Annotated in this window: 9 protein-coding genes; 2 read left to right on the forward strand and 7 right to left on the reverse strand. The window is 45.9% G+C overall.

The genetic code is table 11. The annotated features are described in order from the left end of the window. Window positions 1–2,096: 2,096 nt before the first annotated feature. On the forward strand, window positions 2,097–2,864 hold the full coding sequence (locus tag DW083_RS17315; protein ID WP_115500756.1) for an AAA family ATPase: 768 nt from the start codon (window positions 2,097–2,099) through the stop codon (window positions 2,862–2,864). Here the strand turns inward: DW083_RS17315 and DW083_RS17320 are convergent. From DW083_RS17320 to DW083_RS17345, 6 genes are all read right to left on the reverse strand, one after another. Then, the gene (locus DW083_RS17320) at window positions 2,861–3,976 is read right to left on the reverse strand and encodes a glycoside hydrolase family 88 protein (protein WP_122333252.1); all 1,116 of its coding nucleotides are present in this window, start codon (window positions 3,974–3,976) and stop codon (window positions 2,861–2,863) included. The two genes, DW083_RS17315 and DW083_RS17320, sit on opposite strands and share 4 nt — an antisense overlap. An 18-nt stretch (window positions 3,977–3,994) precedes the next feature. Then, a complete protein-coding gene (locus tag DW083_RS17325) occupies window positions 3,995–5,188 on the reverse strand; it encodes a DUF2264 domain-containing protein (protein ID WP_199659192.1) in 1,194 nt (397 codons plus the stop codon). A gap of 96 nt (window positions 5,189–5,284) precedes the next feature. Continuing rightward, on the reverse strand, window positions 5,285–6,979 hold the full coding sequence (locus DW083_RS17330) for a RagB/SusD family nutrient uptake outer membrane protein (RefSeq protein WP_122333254.1): 1,695 nt from the start codon (window positions 6,977–6,979) through the stop codon (window positions 5,285–5,287). Between the two features lie 12 nt (window positions 6,980–6,991). Continuing rightward, window positions 6,992–10,033: a TonB-dependent receptor gene (locus DW083_RS17335; protein ID WP_122333255.1), complete on the reverse strand. Its 3,042-nt coding sequence runs from the start codon at window positions 10,031–10,033 to the stop codon at window positions 6,992–6,994. 214 nt (window positions 10,034–10,247) lie between these two features. Beyond that, the gene (locus DW083_RS17340; protein WP_233552265.1) at window positions 10,248–14,369 is read right to left on the reverse strand and encodes a hybrid sensor histidine kinase/response regulator transcription factor; all 4,122 of its coding nucleotides are present in this window, start codon (window positions 14,367–14,369) and stop codon (window positions 10,248–10,250) included. Between the two features lie 101 nt (window positions 14,370–14,470). Then, window positions 14,471–14,977 (reverse strand): flavin reductase family protein, encoded by a 507-nt coding sequence (locus DW083_RS17345; protein WP_122333257.1) that lies wholly within the window; start codon window positions 14,975–14,977, stop codon window positions 14,471–14,473. Window positions 14,978–15,137: 160 nt separating this feature from the next. On the opposite strand from DW083_RS17345, the gene DW083_RS17350 reads away from it, so the two are divergent. Further along, window positions 15,138–16,538, forward strand: coding sequence for a sodium:alanine symporter family protein (locus DW083_RS17350; protein ID WP_122333258.1), 1,401 nt, complete (start codon window positions 15,138–15,140; stop codon window positions 16,536–16,538). Here the strand turns inward: DW083_RS17350 and DW083_RS17355 are convergent, their stop codons facing one another. Next, window positions 16,539–17,765, reverse strand: coding sequence for a pitrilysin family protein (locus DW083_RS17355; protein ID WP_122333259.1), 1,227 nt, complete (start codon window positions 17,763–17,765; stop codon window positions 16,539–16,541). Between the last annotated feature and the right edge of the window lie 132 nt (window positions 17,766–17,897).

Genomic DNA, 17,897 nt, shown 5'->3' on the forward strand with positions numbered 1-17,897 from the left:
TTTTTAATTTTGAAAAAAATTTGGAAGATTGAAAAAAAATGTTAGACTTTTGATGACTAAAATAAACGATCGTTTTTTTTAGTAGACTTTTGATGACTAAAATAAACGATCGTTTTTTTTAGTCATTTTTCAGGTAGATTTTTGCTCTGCAAATAGCAGTTGATATTCAAAAGATAGTAGTATTTACAATAAAACACTTACGTTTTTAAATGAAAAGCAGCCGAGGGTTTTCTAAATGTATTTTTACAAAACATACTTTTTGAAGAGAGTTCCCGCAGATTTCATATGTCCTGCCCGATACGTCTATACGCCTATATACCTCTCTGTTTTTCAGCGCACTAAGCCGACATCACCCTTTCACAAAAACGCGTAATCAGTATCTTGTTACATCTACATGTAAAGGGCGATTCTATGGTTCTTTTTTCCATTCCGAGATTTATCCCCTTTTCGAGGGCTTCCTGAGTGGTAAAATTTTCATTAAGCTGGAAAAAAAGTTGCATCGTTCAAATATTTTCAGGTTTGGATCCTCTGCAAATTGACAATAACCCCCTGTTTCGGCTATTTTTCTATTTCGTCCGAAATCTTGATCGATTTTTGATTGACTTTTTTTCACGGTTTTGGCCTCTCCGGCTGACAGCAATTGAAATGAAGTGCGCAGCCCATTCCGAAAAGTGTGCAATTTGATTGCCGGAAACCGGAAACAGCGGCAAAGTGATAAAGCTTAACTCCTGAAGAATCGAATATTTGCGAACGAAGGCGGACGGCGTTCCAAATATCCCAAGGAAATTTTAGGGGCTTGTTGCCGTGAGGTGCGCAGAAAATAGCCTTGAAGTAACGCTTCATCGTCCTGAGGGTTGACTTCGTGCTATATGAAGTCTGACTTCAGAGCAACAATGTTCCGGATCAGAGCGATAAAGTCCCTCTTCGCGAAAGTGAGGTGCCGGATCATAGGAAAAAGCTCCTTTTTGACAGCTGAAAAGTGGGGTGACATTTGTTTGAATTAGGAAACCTTTCGAGCTCAAAAAATCCGTTTTTTACAATAACCCCTCTGCCGCAGGCTCTCTTTTGCCGTTTCGTTTCAACGAACGGTTTTAGAGCTTAGAGGCGAAGCCTCTTCCTCTGTGGACTTCAGACCCTTTAATAGAGGTTGTTTGTAGATATTTGAAAGGGGTTCAAACCCACAGAGGAATCCGGCAAAGCCGGGGACTTAGCAACCTGTTGATTGAAATCAACGGCAAAAGAGAGCCTGCGGCAGAGGGGTTATTGTAAAAAACGCATTTTCCGAGCTCAAGAGACATCCGAAACAAAACAAATGTTAATCCACTTTTTCGACCTCAAAAAGGAACTTTTTCCTCTTTTTTGAGCGTTTCCAGCAATTACGACCGTCCTCTTTGCCATTATGACCGTGCTAATGTGTAGTGCACTCGGCACCTCGCGAAGATTAGCACGGTCGTAATGGCGATTTGGACGGTCGTAATTGGAAAGAGGACCGTCTAAAGGGCAAAAAAGTACCTGAATTTCCTTGGGATATTTGGGACGCCGTCCGTTTTATTTTCAAATATTCGATTCTCCGGGAGTTAAGCTTTATCACTTTGACGGCGTTTATGCCTTCCGGCAATCAAAAAGAATGCTTTTCAGAACGGACTGCGCACCTCGTTTTTCCTATTGTCATAAAGGGGAGCTTAAACCGTGAAAAAAGTCAATCCAAAATCGATCAAGATTTCGGACGAAATAGAAAAACGGCAAAAACAGGGGGTTATTGTAATATCCATCCGAGGAGTCGGGTGCGGAAAACTATCTTATATGTCTCCAAAAAAAGCTTTACCCCTCATCACTGAGACATAAAGCCCAAACACGTAAATCAGTTATTAAAAAAACGAAGCAGTGTTATATAATCATGTGTCTATAAGTGTATCCTCTCTTATTTGCCGGCAAAGTAACGGCACGCCTGTTGCATGGGTGTGACAGGAAGAATACAATTCCGTTGAAAGTTGTAAATTGAAAGTTGTAAATCGGATTTACTTCCGTATCTTAGTCCCCGGAAAGCCCGGCTTTCCCTAATTTTCAATTTTCAATTATCAATTTTCAATTACCAAGTGGTTTATCTAAAGCAAATCAAACTAATCAATCCGGAAGAAGTATCGGGACCGGTGGAAGATCTGAAATATCCGTACAGGGCGGCTGCCGTGCGCTATATGGACAAGTTGGTGTTTACAAAACCGGTTACTTTCCTGGTGGGGGAAAACGGGATCGGCAAATCGACACTGTTAGAAGCGGTCATGTATAAATATGAGATGCGGGATGAAGAAGCGCAGGGGATGTTGAACGACGGCGACGAGAGCCACAAGGTACTCGCCAATGTCCTGCCGGACCAGATCCGCCTGGTGGAAGTGCGCAAGCCGGACGACCATTTCTTTTTCCGCGCCGAATCGTTCTTCGACCATGCCCGTGAGATCGATGCCCGCTCGATGCGCGACATCCTCAAATACGGACGCGACTATTCGCTGGGACGCTACGGAGGGCGCCGCCTGCTCGAACAATCGCATGGCGAGAGCTTCCTCAACACATTCCTCAACTACGGGGAACGGAACATGCTCTATATCCTGGATGAACCGGAATCGGCCCTTTCCCCGCAGCGCCTGCTATCGCTTCTGGTGCGGATAAAAGAGTTGGTCGACCAGGGATGCCAGTTGATCATTTCCACCCATTCGCCTATCCTGATGGCCTATCCCGGAGCCGACATCTATAACATAGATGAAGACGGTGCCCGCCTCACTCCTTTCGAGGAGACGGAACACTATCAGCTGACAAAATATTTCCTGACGCACACCGAGCAGATGCTGCGGGAGTTGGGGATCGACTAATCGAGGAAACGGCACATCTCGCAGGCAGCAAGCAGGAAAGCGCCTACTCCGAAATTGGAGGTAGAACCGGCATTCACAACTTGTCCGGGGATGGCTTTCTCGCCTATCGGCTGCACATATCCGACCTTTCCGTCTGCCTGGAGCGCGACAGTGGTCAGATAGTCCCAACCTTTCAAGGCTGCGGGCAGATAAACTTCCTGATCGAGATAGCCATTATTGACTCCCCAAAGAAGAGCATACGTGAAGAATGCCGTCCCGCTGGTTTCCGGTCCGGGAGCATGAGCAGGGTCGAGCATGCTGCGCGTCCAATAGCCTTCCGGCTGCTGGCAGTCCACAACAGCCTTTGCCATTTTCCGGAAACGGCAAAGATACTCGACCCGGTGTGTATCCGCTTGCGGAAGTTCTTTCAATATCTTCGCAAGACCGGCCAACACCCATCCGTCGCCACGTGCCCAGAAATCTTTCTTGCCGTTTACACTCGTATGCTTCGGGTAAACATATTTGGCATCACGGTAATACAGACAGGCATCTTTGTCGTACATAATACTGTTGGCATAATTAAAATACTCATGCAGCTTTTCCAGATAAAGCGGGTCGCGAGTGATCTTATACAGTTTGGTCATCACCGGCATTACCATATATAATCCGTCGGCCCACCACCAATAATCGTTGCGGGTCGTGCTCATCTGGTATTTCATCACCTCACGGGCACGGGCGATCTTCTTCGGGTCGGGCTGCAGCAGGTATAAATCCGCATAAGTCTGAAAACAGATCTGCCAGTCCCCGAAAAGGACATATTCGTCGGTTTCACCATAGCTGTATTTCCAGTTTGCCTTATCATCCGACTTGGCCCCTTTCCATTCGTTATGTTCCGCCCAGGCTTCGGAATAGCGGAGATAAGATTCTTTCCCCGTCAGGAAATAGGCTTCCATATTCCCCGTATGGTAAGCGGCATTATCCCAGAAAGCCCTTTCGGGAACAGGATTCTGCGCTTGCCAATGGTCATTGACCCGGTAGATGATATCCACTACCTGCTTTTTCGTCCACTCCTTTTGGCTGAAACCGCTGGCAGGAAACACAAACAGGACCAGCAGCCATATATACTTATTCATATGAGTCACAATTTAGAATTAATACTCCACCGGGTAATCTTTATTAAACCGGACGTTGGCAAATGCTTTCCTGGCAGTCCAATCCTGCGGTTCCACCGTCCAGAACGAGTCATCGGCGGGAAGTCCCAACGGAAGGAAGCTCTCGGAGGTGATATACATGCTGCCATTGTTGCTGTACCAATCCCCTAATTCCGGCTGATGTCCGGCAAAGCCGATCGTCAGGAAACCGTCGTCCGTGAAATTGGTCGGATTGCTGAAGATACTCTTATGCACAGCCGTTAGTGCAGCTCTGACCTGTCCTTCCGGCAACTTTTCCGGTAGCTGCTTGCGGAGCGCCATCAGAGAAAGCGCCTGAAAAGCTCCGGTACGGTACGTTAGCGAACGTCCGAACGGCGGGAATGTCCCTTCCGGCGACACCAGCCGTTCGAGATGTTCGGCATAACGCCGGATACGCTGAAGTGCTAATCTGTACGTATCCTCCTTCACAACCTCTCTATTTACCAAAACCTCTAATACCTCCACCAACATGGGGTGGATCACAAATGAGTTATAATAATCGAAATGGAAACGTTCACCGTCGGCATACCAGCCGTCTCCCACGTACCATTCGTTTATCTTCTTGATCGTCAAATCCAGACGCATCGGGTCATAGTCTTCACCGACCATCATCAGGAATGTTTCGTTCATGGCAGCAAAGAGCAACCAGTTCGTGTACGGAGGCTTTACCCGGCGCAGTTGTTTCAGTTCAGCTATAATGCGTTGCTTCGTCGTTGCATCAAGCGGTTCCCACAACTGTTTCGGCGCCCGTATCAGAGCGTTTGAAAAGTATGCGGAATCGACCAGCGGTTGGCCTTCGTTCCGCCAGAGCAGGTAATCCGGACTATCCGGATCGACCGAATGTGCATAGCTCGCCAATGCCCATTCGCGCAGTTGTTTCCGCTGTTTCCCTTCCTGTGTATCGTCGTCCGGCAAGCTCAACCAAGGCGCCAGTCCGGACATCAGGCGTCCGAAACATTCCATATAGGTAACGCCTTTATCGCGCCCATCCCAGTTGGGACTTACCTCGACTGTCATCTTCTTCCTCAGCTCTCCTTTTGCCATATTCGACAGTACAGGCGAGGCAATCTTATACAGCAGGCTTGTCCAATACAAGCGGTCGCTCATCTCCGCTTCCGGCACCTTTTTCCTCTTCTTCTCCGGCTCTCCCGCCATCGTTAAAGAAAAAGGGCTACAGGCCACCACTCCTGTGGCGCCTGTAGCTGCTATTATTTTTATGAAGTTACGTCGTTGCATAACAATGAAGTCCGATTAATAACCAGGGTTCTGCTCGAGGACAGCATCCTTATTCAATTGGATTTCCGTCAAAGGAATAGGAAGCAAAGTATGTTTATTTGCATCAAATCCGGATAATTTCTTACTATTGTCCAATTCGTTCCAGCCGTTCAGCATCATGCTCACACGATTATCAAGTTCACCGGTACGCATTAATGTAAACCGACGGTTCTCTTCCCCTACAAGTTCACGGATACGCTCATCCAGAATAAAATTGATGTCAATCATATCGGCTGTCACTTTACCTGCCGACGGATTATTCTGACGGTATTCCTGGAAAGCACGATCGCGTAACACATTGATATCATCGGCTGCTCCCTGAGTATTGCCTTGACGGAAACGAGCTTCGGCACGAAGCAGATAAGTCTCTGCAAAACGCATCATCGGGAAGTCTTTAACAAGAGCATAACCGAAATCATCCGTTACATCATATCCGCCCCATTTGGTCGTGTGGGGATAAAACACATTTAAGGTATCGCCTTTATGTGGGATTACTTGATCGCCGGTCTTTATGGTGATATTTCTTACACCTTTATCCTTTTCTACTTGCCATCCGTCAGCATCCAGACCGATTTCCATAGAGAAATCAGGTTTGTTATACCACATCACACGACGGATATTGAAATTAGAATTACGGATATCTCCCTCTTCTTCAAACAAACCATATTTCACATAATTACTCAAACGCAAACGCCCGTTACCACGTCCACCGATAGAATCGGCATTCACCATACCATCCAACTTATGAAAAGCAGGAACCCAATTACGGCGTTGTTGCGGATTATCGATAGTTCCACCACTTACAGATGCATTATATTCCATCTCGAATGTCCAAATGCCTTCCGTATTGCCTTCACTGCGGCGCTGGTTACCCCAACGGAACATATCATGATAATAATCACCGGGGTCACCGGTATATTTGCCATAACGTCCGGAAATAAGTTTGTATTGGCCTCCCTCGATGATAGGCGTCAAAACATCTTCAGCCTTTTTAAAATAAGAATTATCACGCATCCCGATCCGCAGATAAGTTTCACCTGCCAGTTGGCGGGCTGCATCTTTGCTGATACGGCTTTCCTTAGCCAAAGCTGTAACCTCCGGCAAATTCTCTACTGCATAGACAAGATCTTCTTCAATCACCTTATCGATTTCGGTAACAGCTTCACGGACATAATCCGTACGCGGAGTCGTAGCCGACTCAATTACCAAAGGTACATCCCCCCAACCAGTTACAAGCTGGTTATAAGCCCAGGCACGGAAAAACTTAGCTTCTGCCACCAAAGCCTTATCGCCGTTTTCTTCTTCGGCTGTAATGATCTGATTGGAGCAGTTGATTATATCATAAAGCATCGTCCATAAATAGCTGACACCGGCATTTTCACTATTCAATTCCGCATAGCGGTAAAACGGGTTCTCAACTCCCTGCGTATCACCGGGTGCACCGACATCGGTTCCGACCTGCCATATTCCGGGATATCCCTGGTTACTCGAGTATCCGAGAATACAACCTACTTTATAATGTATTCCCAAGATCTTAGCATTCACATCTGCTACATCAGTTCCATAAGATGAATACATTTTTTCACCCAGAAAGCTGTCACTGCACGACGTGTTGCCAATCATTAATACAGATGCAGTGAAAGAAGCGAATAATATATCTTTAATTTTCATCGTTCTTCAATTTTAAAATGTTAAGTTAATACCGAATACATAACTTTTAGTCATCGGATAGTTATCCTCCCAATCTCCGCTACCACGTGAATCCTGACGGGTTTCAGGGTCCCAACCGATCCAATCGGTGAACGTAAACAAATTACGTCCGCTGGCATAGATTGTCAAGCCTCCGAGATGCGCTTTTTGCATCAGTTCGGCCGGGAATGTATAGCTCAAAGTTATGTCTTTGATACGGGTAAAGCTTGCATCCTGGGCAAAGCCATAACCATGTTTGTTTGATTGCTTACGCAACGAACGCCATTCATTGCTCTTATTTTCCGGAGTCCAGTAGCCGATCTCGGTAGTGGAATTACGACGTCCCATTTCATCACCGGCTATACCGATCAGGTTATTGTACTTCATCAAACCTTGGACAGTTTGGATAAATACGCTTAACGACAGTCCCTTATAAGTAAATGTATTGGTTAATCCGCCGATCCATTTCGGAGTGGTTTGTCCCTTTACATGACGGTCGTCATCATCAATTTTTTCATCGCCATTACGGTCTGCCAATTTCACATCACCGGCTTCAGCTGTCGAATCCCACTTTTCATGATCGCCACGTGCTATTTCATCTTCCTGCCAAATACCCACCTGGTCATAGTCGTAAATGACACCAATAGGCTGTCCGATAAACCATCTGTTACCCAAATCGTCTTTCCCGTCACCATACAAATCAGTGATTTTATTCTTGTTCCAAGAGAATACCAAGCTGGTTCCCCAAGTAAAATCGCGTGTCACGATATTTTTAGAGTTCAAAGTAAGTTCAACCCCCTTGTTCTGTGTCTCACCCATATTGGCATATACATTGCTGTAACCCGAAATTCTCGGTAAGTTACGTTGCAGAAGCAAGTCGGAAGTTTTGGAGAAATAAACATCAATGTTACCAGACAGACGATTATTCCAGAAACCAAAATCAAGACCTGTATTAAACGTCTTGGTCGTTTCCCAGGAAAGGTCATTATTACCCATACGTGAATTAGGATACAAGCCTACAACCGAATTGCCTCCCATTGCAAACTTGTGATTATCGAGTTTTACAAGCGTCTGATAAACGCCGATAGCCTCATTACCTGCCATACCATAAGAGAGACGAAGTTTCAAATTGCTCAACCAGTCATTTGTTTTTTGCATAAATGATTCACGTGCAACATTCCAGCCCAAAGCTACAGACGGGAACACTCCGTATTTATTGTTTTCTCCAAACACGGAAGAACCGTCGCGACGCACTGTAAAGGTAAACAGATAACGACTGTCGTAAGAATAATTAACACGTCCCATTTGGGAAACGGTAGTATAGAGGTCTGCATAAGAAGTGACAGTAGCCGTTTCTGCACTACCGAGGTTTCCGAATGACAAATCATCATTAATGAATTTCTGCCCTTGTGCAGAAGACTCGGAATATTTCTTACGTGAAGCGGCATAAAGTCCGGTCAGATCGATATGATGTTTACCGAAATCACGGGTATAAGAAAGGATATTCTCGATTGTATAAGTCTGCGTTTCGGCATTAAAAATCTTACCGGTACCATTCAGGTCATTGGCTGTTGCCCCGCTATAAGTGCTTTCACGTTTAGGCGCATATGAGAAACCACCGTTGAATTTATACTTCAACCCGGTAAGCGGATTGAATATTTTACCGAAATCCAGTTCTGCATATCCGTTGATACTTGCATTCCATTGGCGGCGTTCAGCATCACGGGTGGTATAAATCATCGGGTTAACAAACATAGTTTCACTATACATATGATAAATCTCATAATTCCCGTTCTCATCATATTCTTTAGCCCAAGGTGAAGAAGCTTCGGCCAAAAGGAAATTAACACGTCCTCCGTCACGATTGTGTGAGGCAATGTATGTATTTGATCCGACTTTCAGATAATCAGTAACATCTACATCAAGGTTTGTACGTAAGGAATAACGTTTATAGTCGTAACCGACCAAAACACCTTTTTGACTCAGGTAGTCGGCAGAAACATAATATTGTACTTTTTCGGCACCACCGCTAACGCTGACATTATGGTCCGTAATAATACCGGTACGCGATGCTTCATCATAAATCCAGTCTGTTTCAATACCGGCATTGTAGTTGTCTACTTCGGCTTGATACTTCACATTCTCATTATACATCGTCTCACCCGGATTAATAGCAACATAGTCTTTATAACGCTGAATAATTTGATCACCGTTACAGAATTGCAGTTTATTGGAGAAATCTTCAAAACCTACATAGCCGCTATACTTGATAGTGGGTTTCCCAGACCTACCATGCTTGGTCGTAATCAAGATAACACCATTCGCCCCATTTGTACCATAAATGGCAGTTGCCGAAGCATCCTTCAGGATTTCCATCGACTCGATATCCGAAGGAGCTATATCATTCAACGATCCACCGGTTTTGTTGATAGGCACTCCATCGACTACGATATACGGACCGGAATTGGCATTAATTGAGTTTTGTCCGCGTACCAATGCTGTCGGAGCATCACCAGGAATAGACGACGCTTGTGTGATCGTCACACCTGCAGCCGCACCCTGTACAGCCTGTAATACGTTTGTTACCGGAAGCTTTTCAAGGCGTTCCTTTGATACCGACGTTACCGAACCCGTCACGTCCGATTTCTTCTGAACACCATAACCGACCACGACTACCTCGTCAAGCATCTCACTGTCTTCCTTTAAAAGGATGTTCAGGTCTGTCTGATTTTTAACAGGGATTTCCTGTGCCACATACCCGATATAGGAGATAGAGAGGACAGCTCCGGCGGGAACTTCCAAAGAGAATTTACCATCGATATCGGACATGGTTCCGTTCGTGGTACCTTTGACAATAACATTTGCACCGATAACCGGTTCGCCTGTTGCATCTTTGATCACACCTGTGATTTTTTTCACTTGTTGCAGAACGGCTGCACTTTCGTGCCGCGATACATCTGCTTCAGCTGCGTTACCGTACAGTACGGGGCCAACACTCAAGAGTGCAACGGCCAAGGCTAAGCTTTGTGCTTTCATGCATTAAAAATTAAAATTAGTACTTGTGGTTCAAATTTTCTGCCAGCAAAGGAAAGGCTCTTTTCTTACTATATATGGGAAAGATGATTCAAAAAGGTAAGTTCTACACTCATACACCAGAATCAAACCTTTTTGAATTATAATTAAACCACAAGACAAGGACAGGCTGCAAAGCGCAGCCTGAATTTCAAGGATGGTCACACAACAATACGTTTCATTCCGAATGCCCCGGCACAAACTTATCCAAATACTCGCTGGGCTGCATACCGAACTCTTTTTTGAAACAAACACTAAAATACTTGGGGTCGTTAAAACCGACAGCATACGCCAACTCCGAAACACGGATATGTTTCTTTTCTTCCATAATCCGGCAAGCAGCCTTCAAACGGATATTACGGATAAAGGCAGAGGAGTTCAATCCTGTTAATGATTTCAACTTACGATAAAGAGTAGACTTGCTCGTTCCCATTTCATCGAGAAACGCTTGCTGATCGAAATCAGGGTCGGAAAGATGGCGGTTGACACAGTCGATTGCCTGCTGCAGAAAGTTTTCGTCGAGGCTCGTGTAGTTCAGTTCATTGGCTTCAAAGACTAACTGTTTCTTAAAATCACCCGACATACGTTCCTTTTGTTTCAACAAATTATTGATACGGGCATGAAGCACGCTTAAATTAAACGGTTTCATAATAAACCCGTCAGCTCCGGCATCATAAGCGTCTGCACGATCCTCTTCCCGGTTTTTGGCTGTCAACAGAACGACAGGGATGTGGCTGGTTTCCAAATGTCCTTTTAGCTGTTTACAAAATTCGATACCGTCCATTTCAGGCATCATAATATCGGAGACAACCAAATCGATCTCTTCCCGGTCGATAACCTCCATTCCCTCTTTTCCCGTTACTGCGGTATAAACCTTATAAGTAGGACTCAACAAACGAGTCATCAGGCGCAACAAATCTTCATTGTCTTCAATCAACAACAGTGAACGGAGATTCTCTTTATCTGACGGTTTCACCGATTCTTTTTCAGGCTCCTTCCACTCTTCTTTATTATCAGACGGAAGAACCGGAATATGCAAACTTTCATCGACTTCTTCAGGAGTGTAAAATTCACGGAGGATTGGAATTACTACGGAGAAAGCGGTTCCCTCATCCTGTTTACTGGATACCGAGATGCTTCCTTTATGTAATTCCACCAAATCTTTTGTCAATGAAAGGCCGATGCCTGTCCCAATTGTATTGAATTTGCGATAGTCACCCTCATAAAACCGTTTAAACAGATTCTTTATAGCTTCCGGAGAAAGCCCCTTTCCATTATCTCTGACAATTAAGTTCGCATTTCCGGAGCCAATAACAGACAGTTCGACCCGTACCGTGCCGCCCGGTTCATTATACTTGGCCGCATTGGACAACAGGTTATACAAAATCTTGTCCACCTTATCCGGATCGAACCAGGCTGGTAACTCCTGCGGATCACAAACCAGCGAAAAAAGCATTCTTTTCTTCTTAATCAACGGACGGAAACTATCCACACTGTTGCGTATGAACGACGCCAAGTCACCTTGTGAGACTCTTAATTTCAGGTTACCGGTCTCTGCCTTACGGAATTCCAGAATCTGCTGAAGCAGGCGGATCAACCGGTTGATATTGCTCGTCATAATCTGGTAATACTCCCCGTTTTGCGGTGTAATCATCTTCAGCTCATCCACGGCAGCCGATATGATAGTAAGCGGAGTCAACAGTTCATGCGTTATATTCGTAAAGAATTGCAATTTGGAGTGATTGACTTCCTCCGCCTTTGCCTGTTCAAGCTCCCTGAGATGCAATGCGTTCCGCATTTCCACCCTGTAGTGCACAATCCGGTAGGCGATATAAGCCAAAAGACACAACAGCAAAGCATAGCCGGCATACGCCCAACCTGACTTCCAGGGTGGCGGCAGGATCACGACTTCAAGATGCCGGGTGTCCTTATTCCAGGTTCCGTTCGAATTGGTAGATTTCAGAGAGAAAGTATAAGTACCGGGCTTCAGGTTATTATAATAGGCAAAGTGGCGCGAAGCATCCGCATATTGCCAATCCGTATCAAATCCTTGCAGCATATAGGCATATTTGATCTGCTGCGGATTAGAGAAACTCAAAGCGGCAAACTCGATACTGAAATTATTCCTGCGATAATCCAGCCGGATTCGTTCCGTGAAATCCGGAGCCTGTTCCGATATCTTCTTTTGTACCTTTTCATCAAGCAAAGACCAGGACTGGTTATAAATCTTAATATCCGTTATACTGATCGGCGGGAACGACTCATCTTCCATCATCCGGTCGGGGAAAAAGCTGTTATACCCCTTATAACCACCAAAGAACATTTCACCGTTTATATCGGTAAATGCTGTGTTACGATAAAAGATGTTATCCTGCAAACCGTCGGAAGTAGTATAAAGCCGGTAGGTTACGTTCGAAAGATCGTCCGGGATATGGACTTTCATCAAGCCGACATTTGTCCCCATCCAAAGGTTACCCTGCTGATCTTCCTGGATACTGAAGATAGCATCGCCTGGCAGATTTCTTTGTTTGTGTACCGGAATAAACCGGTCCTGAACAGGATCATACAAGTTCAGACCTCCTCCTTCCGTTCCGGCCCAGAGACGTCCATGGCTGTCGATAAAAAGACAAAGTACGGAGATGCTGTTCAATTTCTCATCCTCGAACGAGTAACGTTCAAACACCATCTCCTCAGGTTGTGACGGACTACCGCTGATTCTGATAATGCCCCCATTGTTCGTACCCGTCCAAATACGTCCCTGCGAATCCTGCACGATGGACAAATAGGCATAGGCATTGACAGATGCCCCGTTCAGTTTGAAAGAATCGAAGCGGACACCCTTATCCCCCGCCGTAAGGACACATATCCCATTACGGGTACCAAACCAGGTATTCTTGTCCTTATCTTCAAAAATAGAAAAAACACACTGGTTTGTCAACCAGTAATCAGTATCGTAATTGAACAACCGGACTTGCTGCCCGGCAGGAGCTGTTTTATCATACGAAACAATTCCCCAGTCATACGTTCCCAACCAGATCTTATCGCTGGTAGGAGATTGAATAATCGTATTGACAATAGGAAGACGCCCCAATCCCTTAAACTCCGGCATATCCAGATTATGCGTGTATGTTCCGGCAATACGGTTATAGACAAAGAATCCCCAGCTACCCAACCCAAGCCAGATCAAACCATCCCGGTCAACCAGGATACTGCGGACGGAAGAGTTCGTAAGCAACGGGTTTTTTACCGCATCCATCCGGTCCAGACTAAACTCCGGCTTGCGTGTAATAACGGTGTTCACGCCACCTCCCAGCAGTCCAAGCCACATCATTCCCTCCCGATCGCGGAAGACAGAACTGATCTCATTATGGTAAACAGAAGTTTCAGAGTTATCCGGTCGATAACTCTGAAACAATGAAGCTGCTTCATTGTAGAGTATGCTAAGCCCGTTCCGGGTTCCTATCCAAAGCGTACCTGTATTCAGGTCCTCATCGATATTATATATTATATCGTCACAAAGGCTATTCGGATTATTCGCATCATGCTTATACTGTTTCCAGGACAAACGTTCCGGTTCGTAAGGATTCTCGAGTAGAAACAGGCCATACCCCCATGAGCCGATCCAAATCCGTTGTTTGCTGTCTTCGAAAATATCATATGCCGAGTTCCGGCCATTCAATACCGGATAAGCAAACACCTTGTCAACCTCCGGGTCATACCGGTAAAACCCATCAGACCAAGTTCCTATCCATAGGTTATGATTGGAATCCTCGATCATTGCCTTGACAGAACCTTTCAGCACGTCCGGTTTGAAAGCTACACAAGAATCTTTTTCGGAGAAATATTCAAACACTCCCGCTTCCGTACCAATAAAAATACGGTCTGTTGCAGTTACCAGTAAACGGTCGACTATACTGCGCCGCAACTCTTTACTGTCAATTTTCCGGATATGTCCGGTCGTTTTATTGAGCACATTCACTCCGTCGTAAGCGGCGATCCACAAATTATGATGATTGTCCTCCGCCACACAGCAGATCGTATTATTACTCAACAGTCCGGGTGTATGCAGATTCGACTTGTATGTCTTAATCTGATAACCATCATATTGGCACAGCCCGCTATTGGTCGCGATCCAGATATACCCGTCCTTATCCTGATAAATTTGACGCACTTCATCCGTCGGAAGGCCATCTTGTGCCGATATATGCCCAAAATGAAATACAGGAAGAGAGTTATCCGATGCATATAAAGAAGAAATGACAAAGGATAACAAAGCTACAAGCCATAAACGAATTAACATAGCATTAGACATTGTGTTTTTGTTGTGTTCCGGGCAAAAATAGATAAAGTTTTTGATTTAATTGTATGTTTCGACACTTATTTACACAAAATGCCTGGAGATTATATCTCCCAGGCATTTACGACCTCCGCAACATATACATAATGCGGATTGCCGGCCATTGCGTTATACCATTTCTCGTACAGGGCAGGGTCGACAAAATGGTCTTTATCCATCTTCGTGACATAAAGAGTCTTACATTCGAGCGTCAGGCGCGCTTCCTTGAAACAGGGATTGCCGGATTCGGTGAAATACGGAGTCAGGCCGGTTGCAGCGACCTTATCGATATCACGGCCCGATTTCGATCCGCATATCTTATGGGCTGCCTTATGTTCTTCACCCAGGAAAGAGAGCGTAAAAGCGCCTTTGGCATCGACAAATTCGCGGGTATAGCGTTCCGGACGGATAAAGACGAACACCACCGGTTTGTTCCACAGGAAGCCTGCGCCGCCCCAACTCGCCGTCATCATGTTAAACTTGTCCTCGTCGCCGGCACTCACCAGCATCCACTCTTTTCCGATAATCTCTATAAAATTGTCCTTGATCAGACTCGGTTCAATTGCTTTCATAACTCAATACCTTATTAATAAACACTCAAAGATACGGAATTATTTATTTATCATATACTTATTAATCCTTAATCCGGATATCCTTCTTGCCTATACGAAATATTTTCTTTAGGTTTGTACGCTAATATTCGCGTAATTATCAAGACAATAAACTGCCTCAATGGAAATACTAAACAACTGGATCAGCGGAGCGAACGATATTTTATGGTCGTATATTCTGATTATTATGTTATTGGGATGCGCCCTCTGGTTCACCTTCAAAACCCGTTTCGTCCAATTCCGTATGTTCCGGGAGATGATTCGCGTACTCGGCGACTCCGCCAACAAAGCCCATGAGGGCGAGAAACATATCTCCTCTTTCCAGGCTTTTGCCGTGTCACTCGCCAGCCGTGTCGGGACAGGCAATCTTGCCGGAGTCGCCACAGCCATTGCCGTAGGCGGACCGGGAGCGGTGTTCTGGATGTGGATTATCGCCCTGTTAGGTTCTTCCAGCGCCTTTGTCGAATCGACACTGGCACAGCTTTATAAACGGAAAGGGAAAGACTCTTTTATCGGAGGGCCCGCCTATTATATGCGCTACGGGTTAGGGCTGAACTGGATGGGAGTCTTGTTTGCCATCCTCATCTCCATTACTTTCGGTTTCGCCTTCAATTCGGTACAGAGCAATACGATTTGTGCAGCCCTGCAAGGTTCATTCGATTTCAATCCGGCCATCGTCGGGGGAATCCTGACCGTGTTGACGCTCGCCATTATCTTCGGAGGAATCCAGCGTATTGCCAAGGTGAGCAGTGTGATTGTCCCGATAATGGCATTGGGATATGTGGCATTGGCATTAGGCATTGTCCTTTTCAATATCACAGAACTGCCGGGCGTCATCAAACTGATTGTCGGCAGCGCATTCGGATGGGAACAGGCATTGGGTGGTACAGTCGGTGCAGCTCTGATGCAAGGAATCAAACGAGGGCTGTTCAGCAATGAGGCCGGTATGGGTTCGGCTCCCAATGTGGCGGCAACAGCATCCGTGACGCATCCGGTGAAACAGGGGCTTATCCAGACATTGGGCGTTTTCACCGATACCCTGTTGATTTGTACCTGTACGGCTTTCATCATCCTTTTCAGCGGAGCTCCGCTGGATGGCTCGGTAAACGGGGTGCAACTGACACAACACGCCCTGACGCTCGAGATAGGGAAAGCCGGAGGCATATTCGTAGCGGTAGCCATTTTCCTGTTCGCATTCAGCAGCATCATCGGAAACTACTATTACGGGGAGGCGAACATACGGTTTATCACCCCTAAGAAAAGCATCTTATACATCTACCGCCTGCTGGTCGGCGGAATGGTGATGTTCGGTGCACTGGCAAGCCTCGACCTTGCCTGGAGCCTGGCGGATATCACAATGGCGTTAATGACGATTTGCAACCTCATCGCCATCTCGCTGTTAAGTAAACAGGCATTCCTGCTGCTCCACGATTATATCGGACAGAAACACAATGGAATCAAAAGTCCAACGTTCGACAAGAACAGGATACCGGAGTTAAAGGACAAGGCGGAATGCTGGTAATTATTGATAAATCAAACTAAACAACCGTTCCGGAGCAAAGACCTCGTTGGCAACTTCCAGTATTTCTTCTGCTGTCAGGCGTTCTACTTTGGCGAAGACTTCTGGTAAGGTGTCGTAGCGGTTATAATGGAGGAAACTCTTTCCCAAGCCCAAAAACAAGCCTTCTCGGTTGTCACCCGAGACACCTAACTGGCCGATCACCTGCTTCTTGGCGGCAGCCAACTGGGTGACCGACAGTTTCACATCACGCAGCTTTGCCAGCTCCTTATGGACCAACCGGACAGCTTTCTCCTTATTCTTCGGGTCAGTACCGAAATAGATACTTGCAAGACCTGTATCGGTATAGGAAGTTACATTTGATTCCACATTATACACCAACCCGTGCTTTTCCCGGAGGGAGACATTCAACCGGTTATTCATTCCCGGACCGCCCAACAGGTTATTGAGCAGGAAAAGCGGCAACCGCTTCTCGTCGTGCATGCTGTATGCCCGACCGCCTATCAGGACATGCGCCTGATGCGTATCTTTATGGACCTGTCGCGTCACAGGAAGAATCCCGGCAGGCGCAACCCGGTTACGCGACGCCATCGGGAAGGCGACATCCGACAAAGCGCTTTCCGCCATCTGCACAATCTTTTTAAACGGAATGCGTCCCATCGAGAAAAAGACCATGTTTTCGGGCGCATAGAAACGTTTCATAAACGACTTGCCGGACTCGCTGTCGAAGCTCAGCAACGATTGTTCATCTCCTAAGATATTATGCCCTAAGGCATGGCCGTCGAACAATAAATTCTCGAATTCATCGAAGATAAGTTCCGAAGGGCTGTCCTCATACGAGTTGATCTCGTCCAGGATGACATCCACCTCTTTCTCGATCTCCTGTTCCGGGAACTGGGAATGGAACACCAGATCGGCCAACAGCTCGAAAGCCCGGCGGAAGTGTTCTTCCATAAAGATGGAATAAACGAATGTTTCTTCCTTTGTCGTATAGGCGTTCAACTCTCCTCCCACATTCTCCATCCGGTTCAGGATATGCCAGGACTTCCGCTTTTCCGTCCCTTTGAATACCATGTGCTCCACAAAGTGAGCCAATCCGAATTCATGCGCCTCCTCATCCCTCGTTCCCGCATTCACGGCAAAACCGCAATACGACACCGGGGAAGCAGAGGGAAGATGCACAATACGCAAACCGTTCGGCAATATATGCGAGAAGTAATCTTTTTCCATTATCCATTCATTTAGAGCGCACAAAAGTACAATAAATTTCGGTGCAAAGGAAATCTGTTCCCGACGCCGTCGAAAAGAAATCCGCCGGTGTCAGGAATATACACGATGACGTCATAAATATAAATGACGCCG

Origin of the sequence: Parabacteroides sp. AF48-14 (assembly GCF_003477465.1) — a bacterium.
GTDB classification, from domain to species: Bacteria; Bacteroidota; Bacteroidia; order Bacteroidales; family Tannerellaceae; genus Parabacteroides; species Parabacteroides acidifaciens.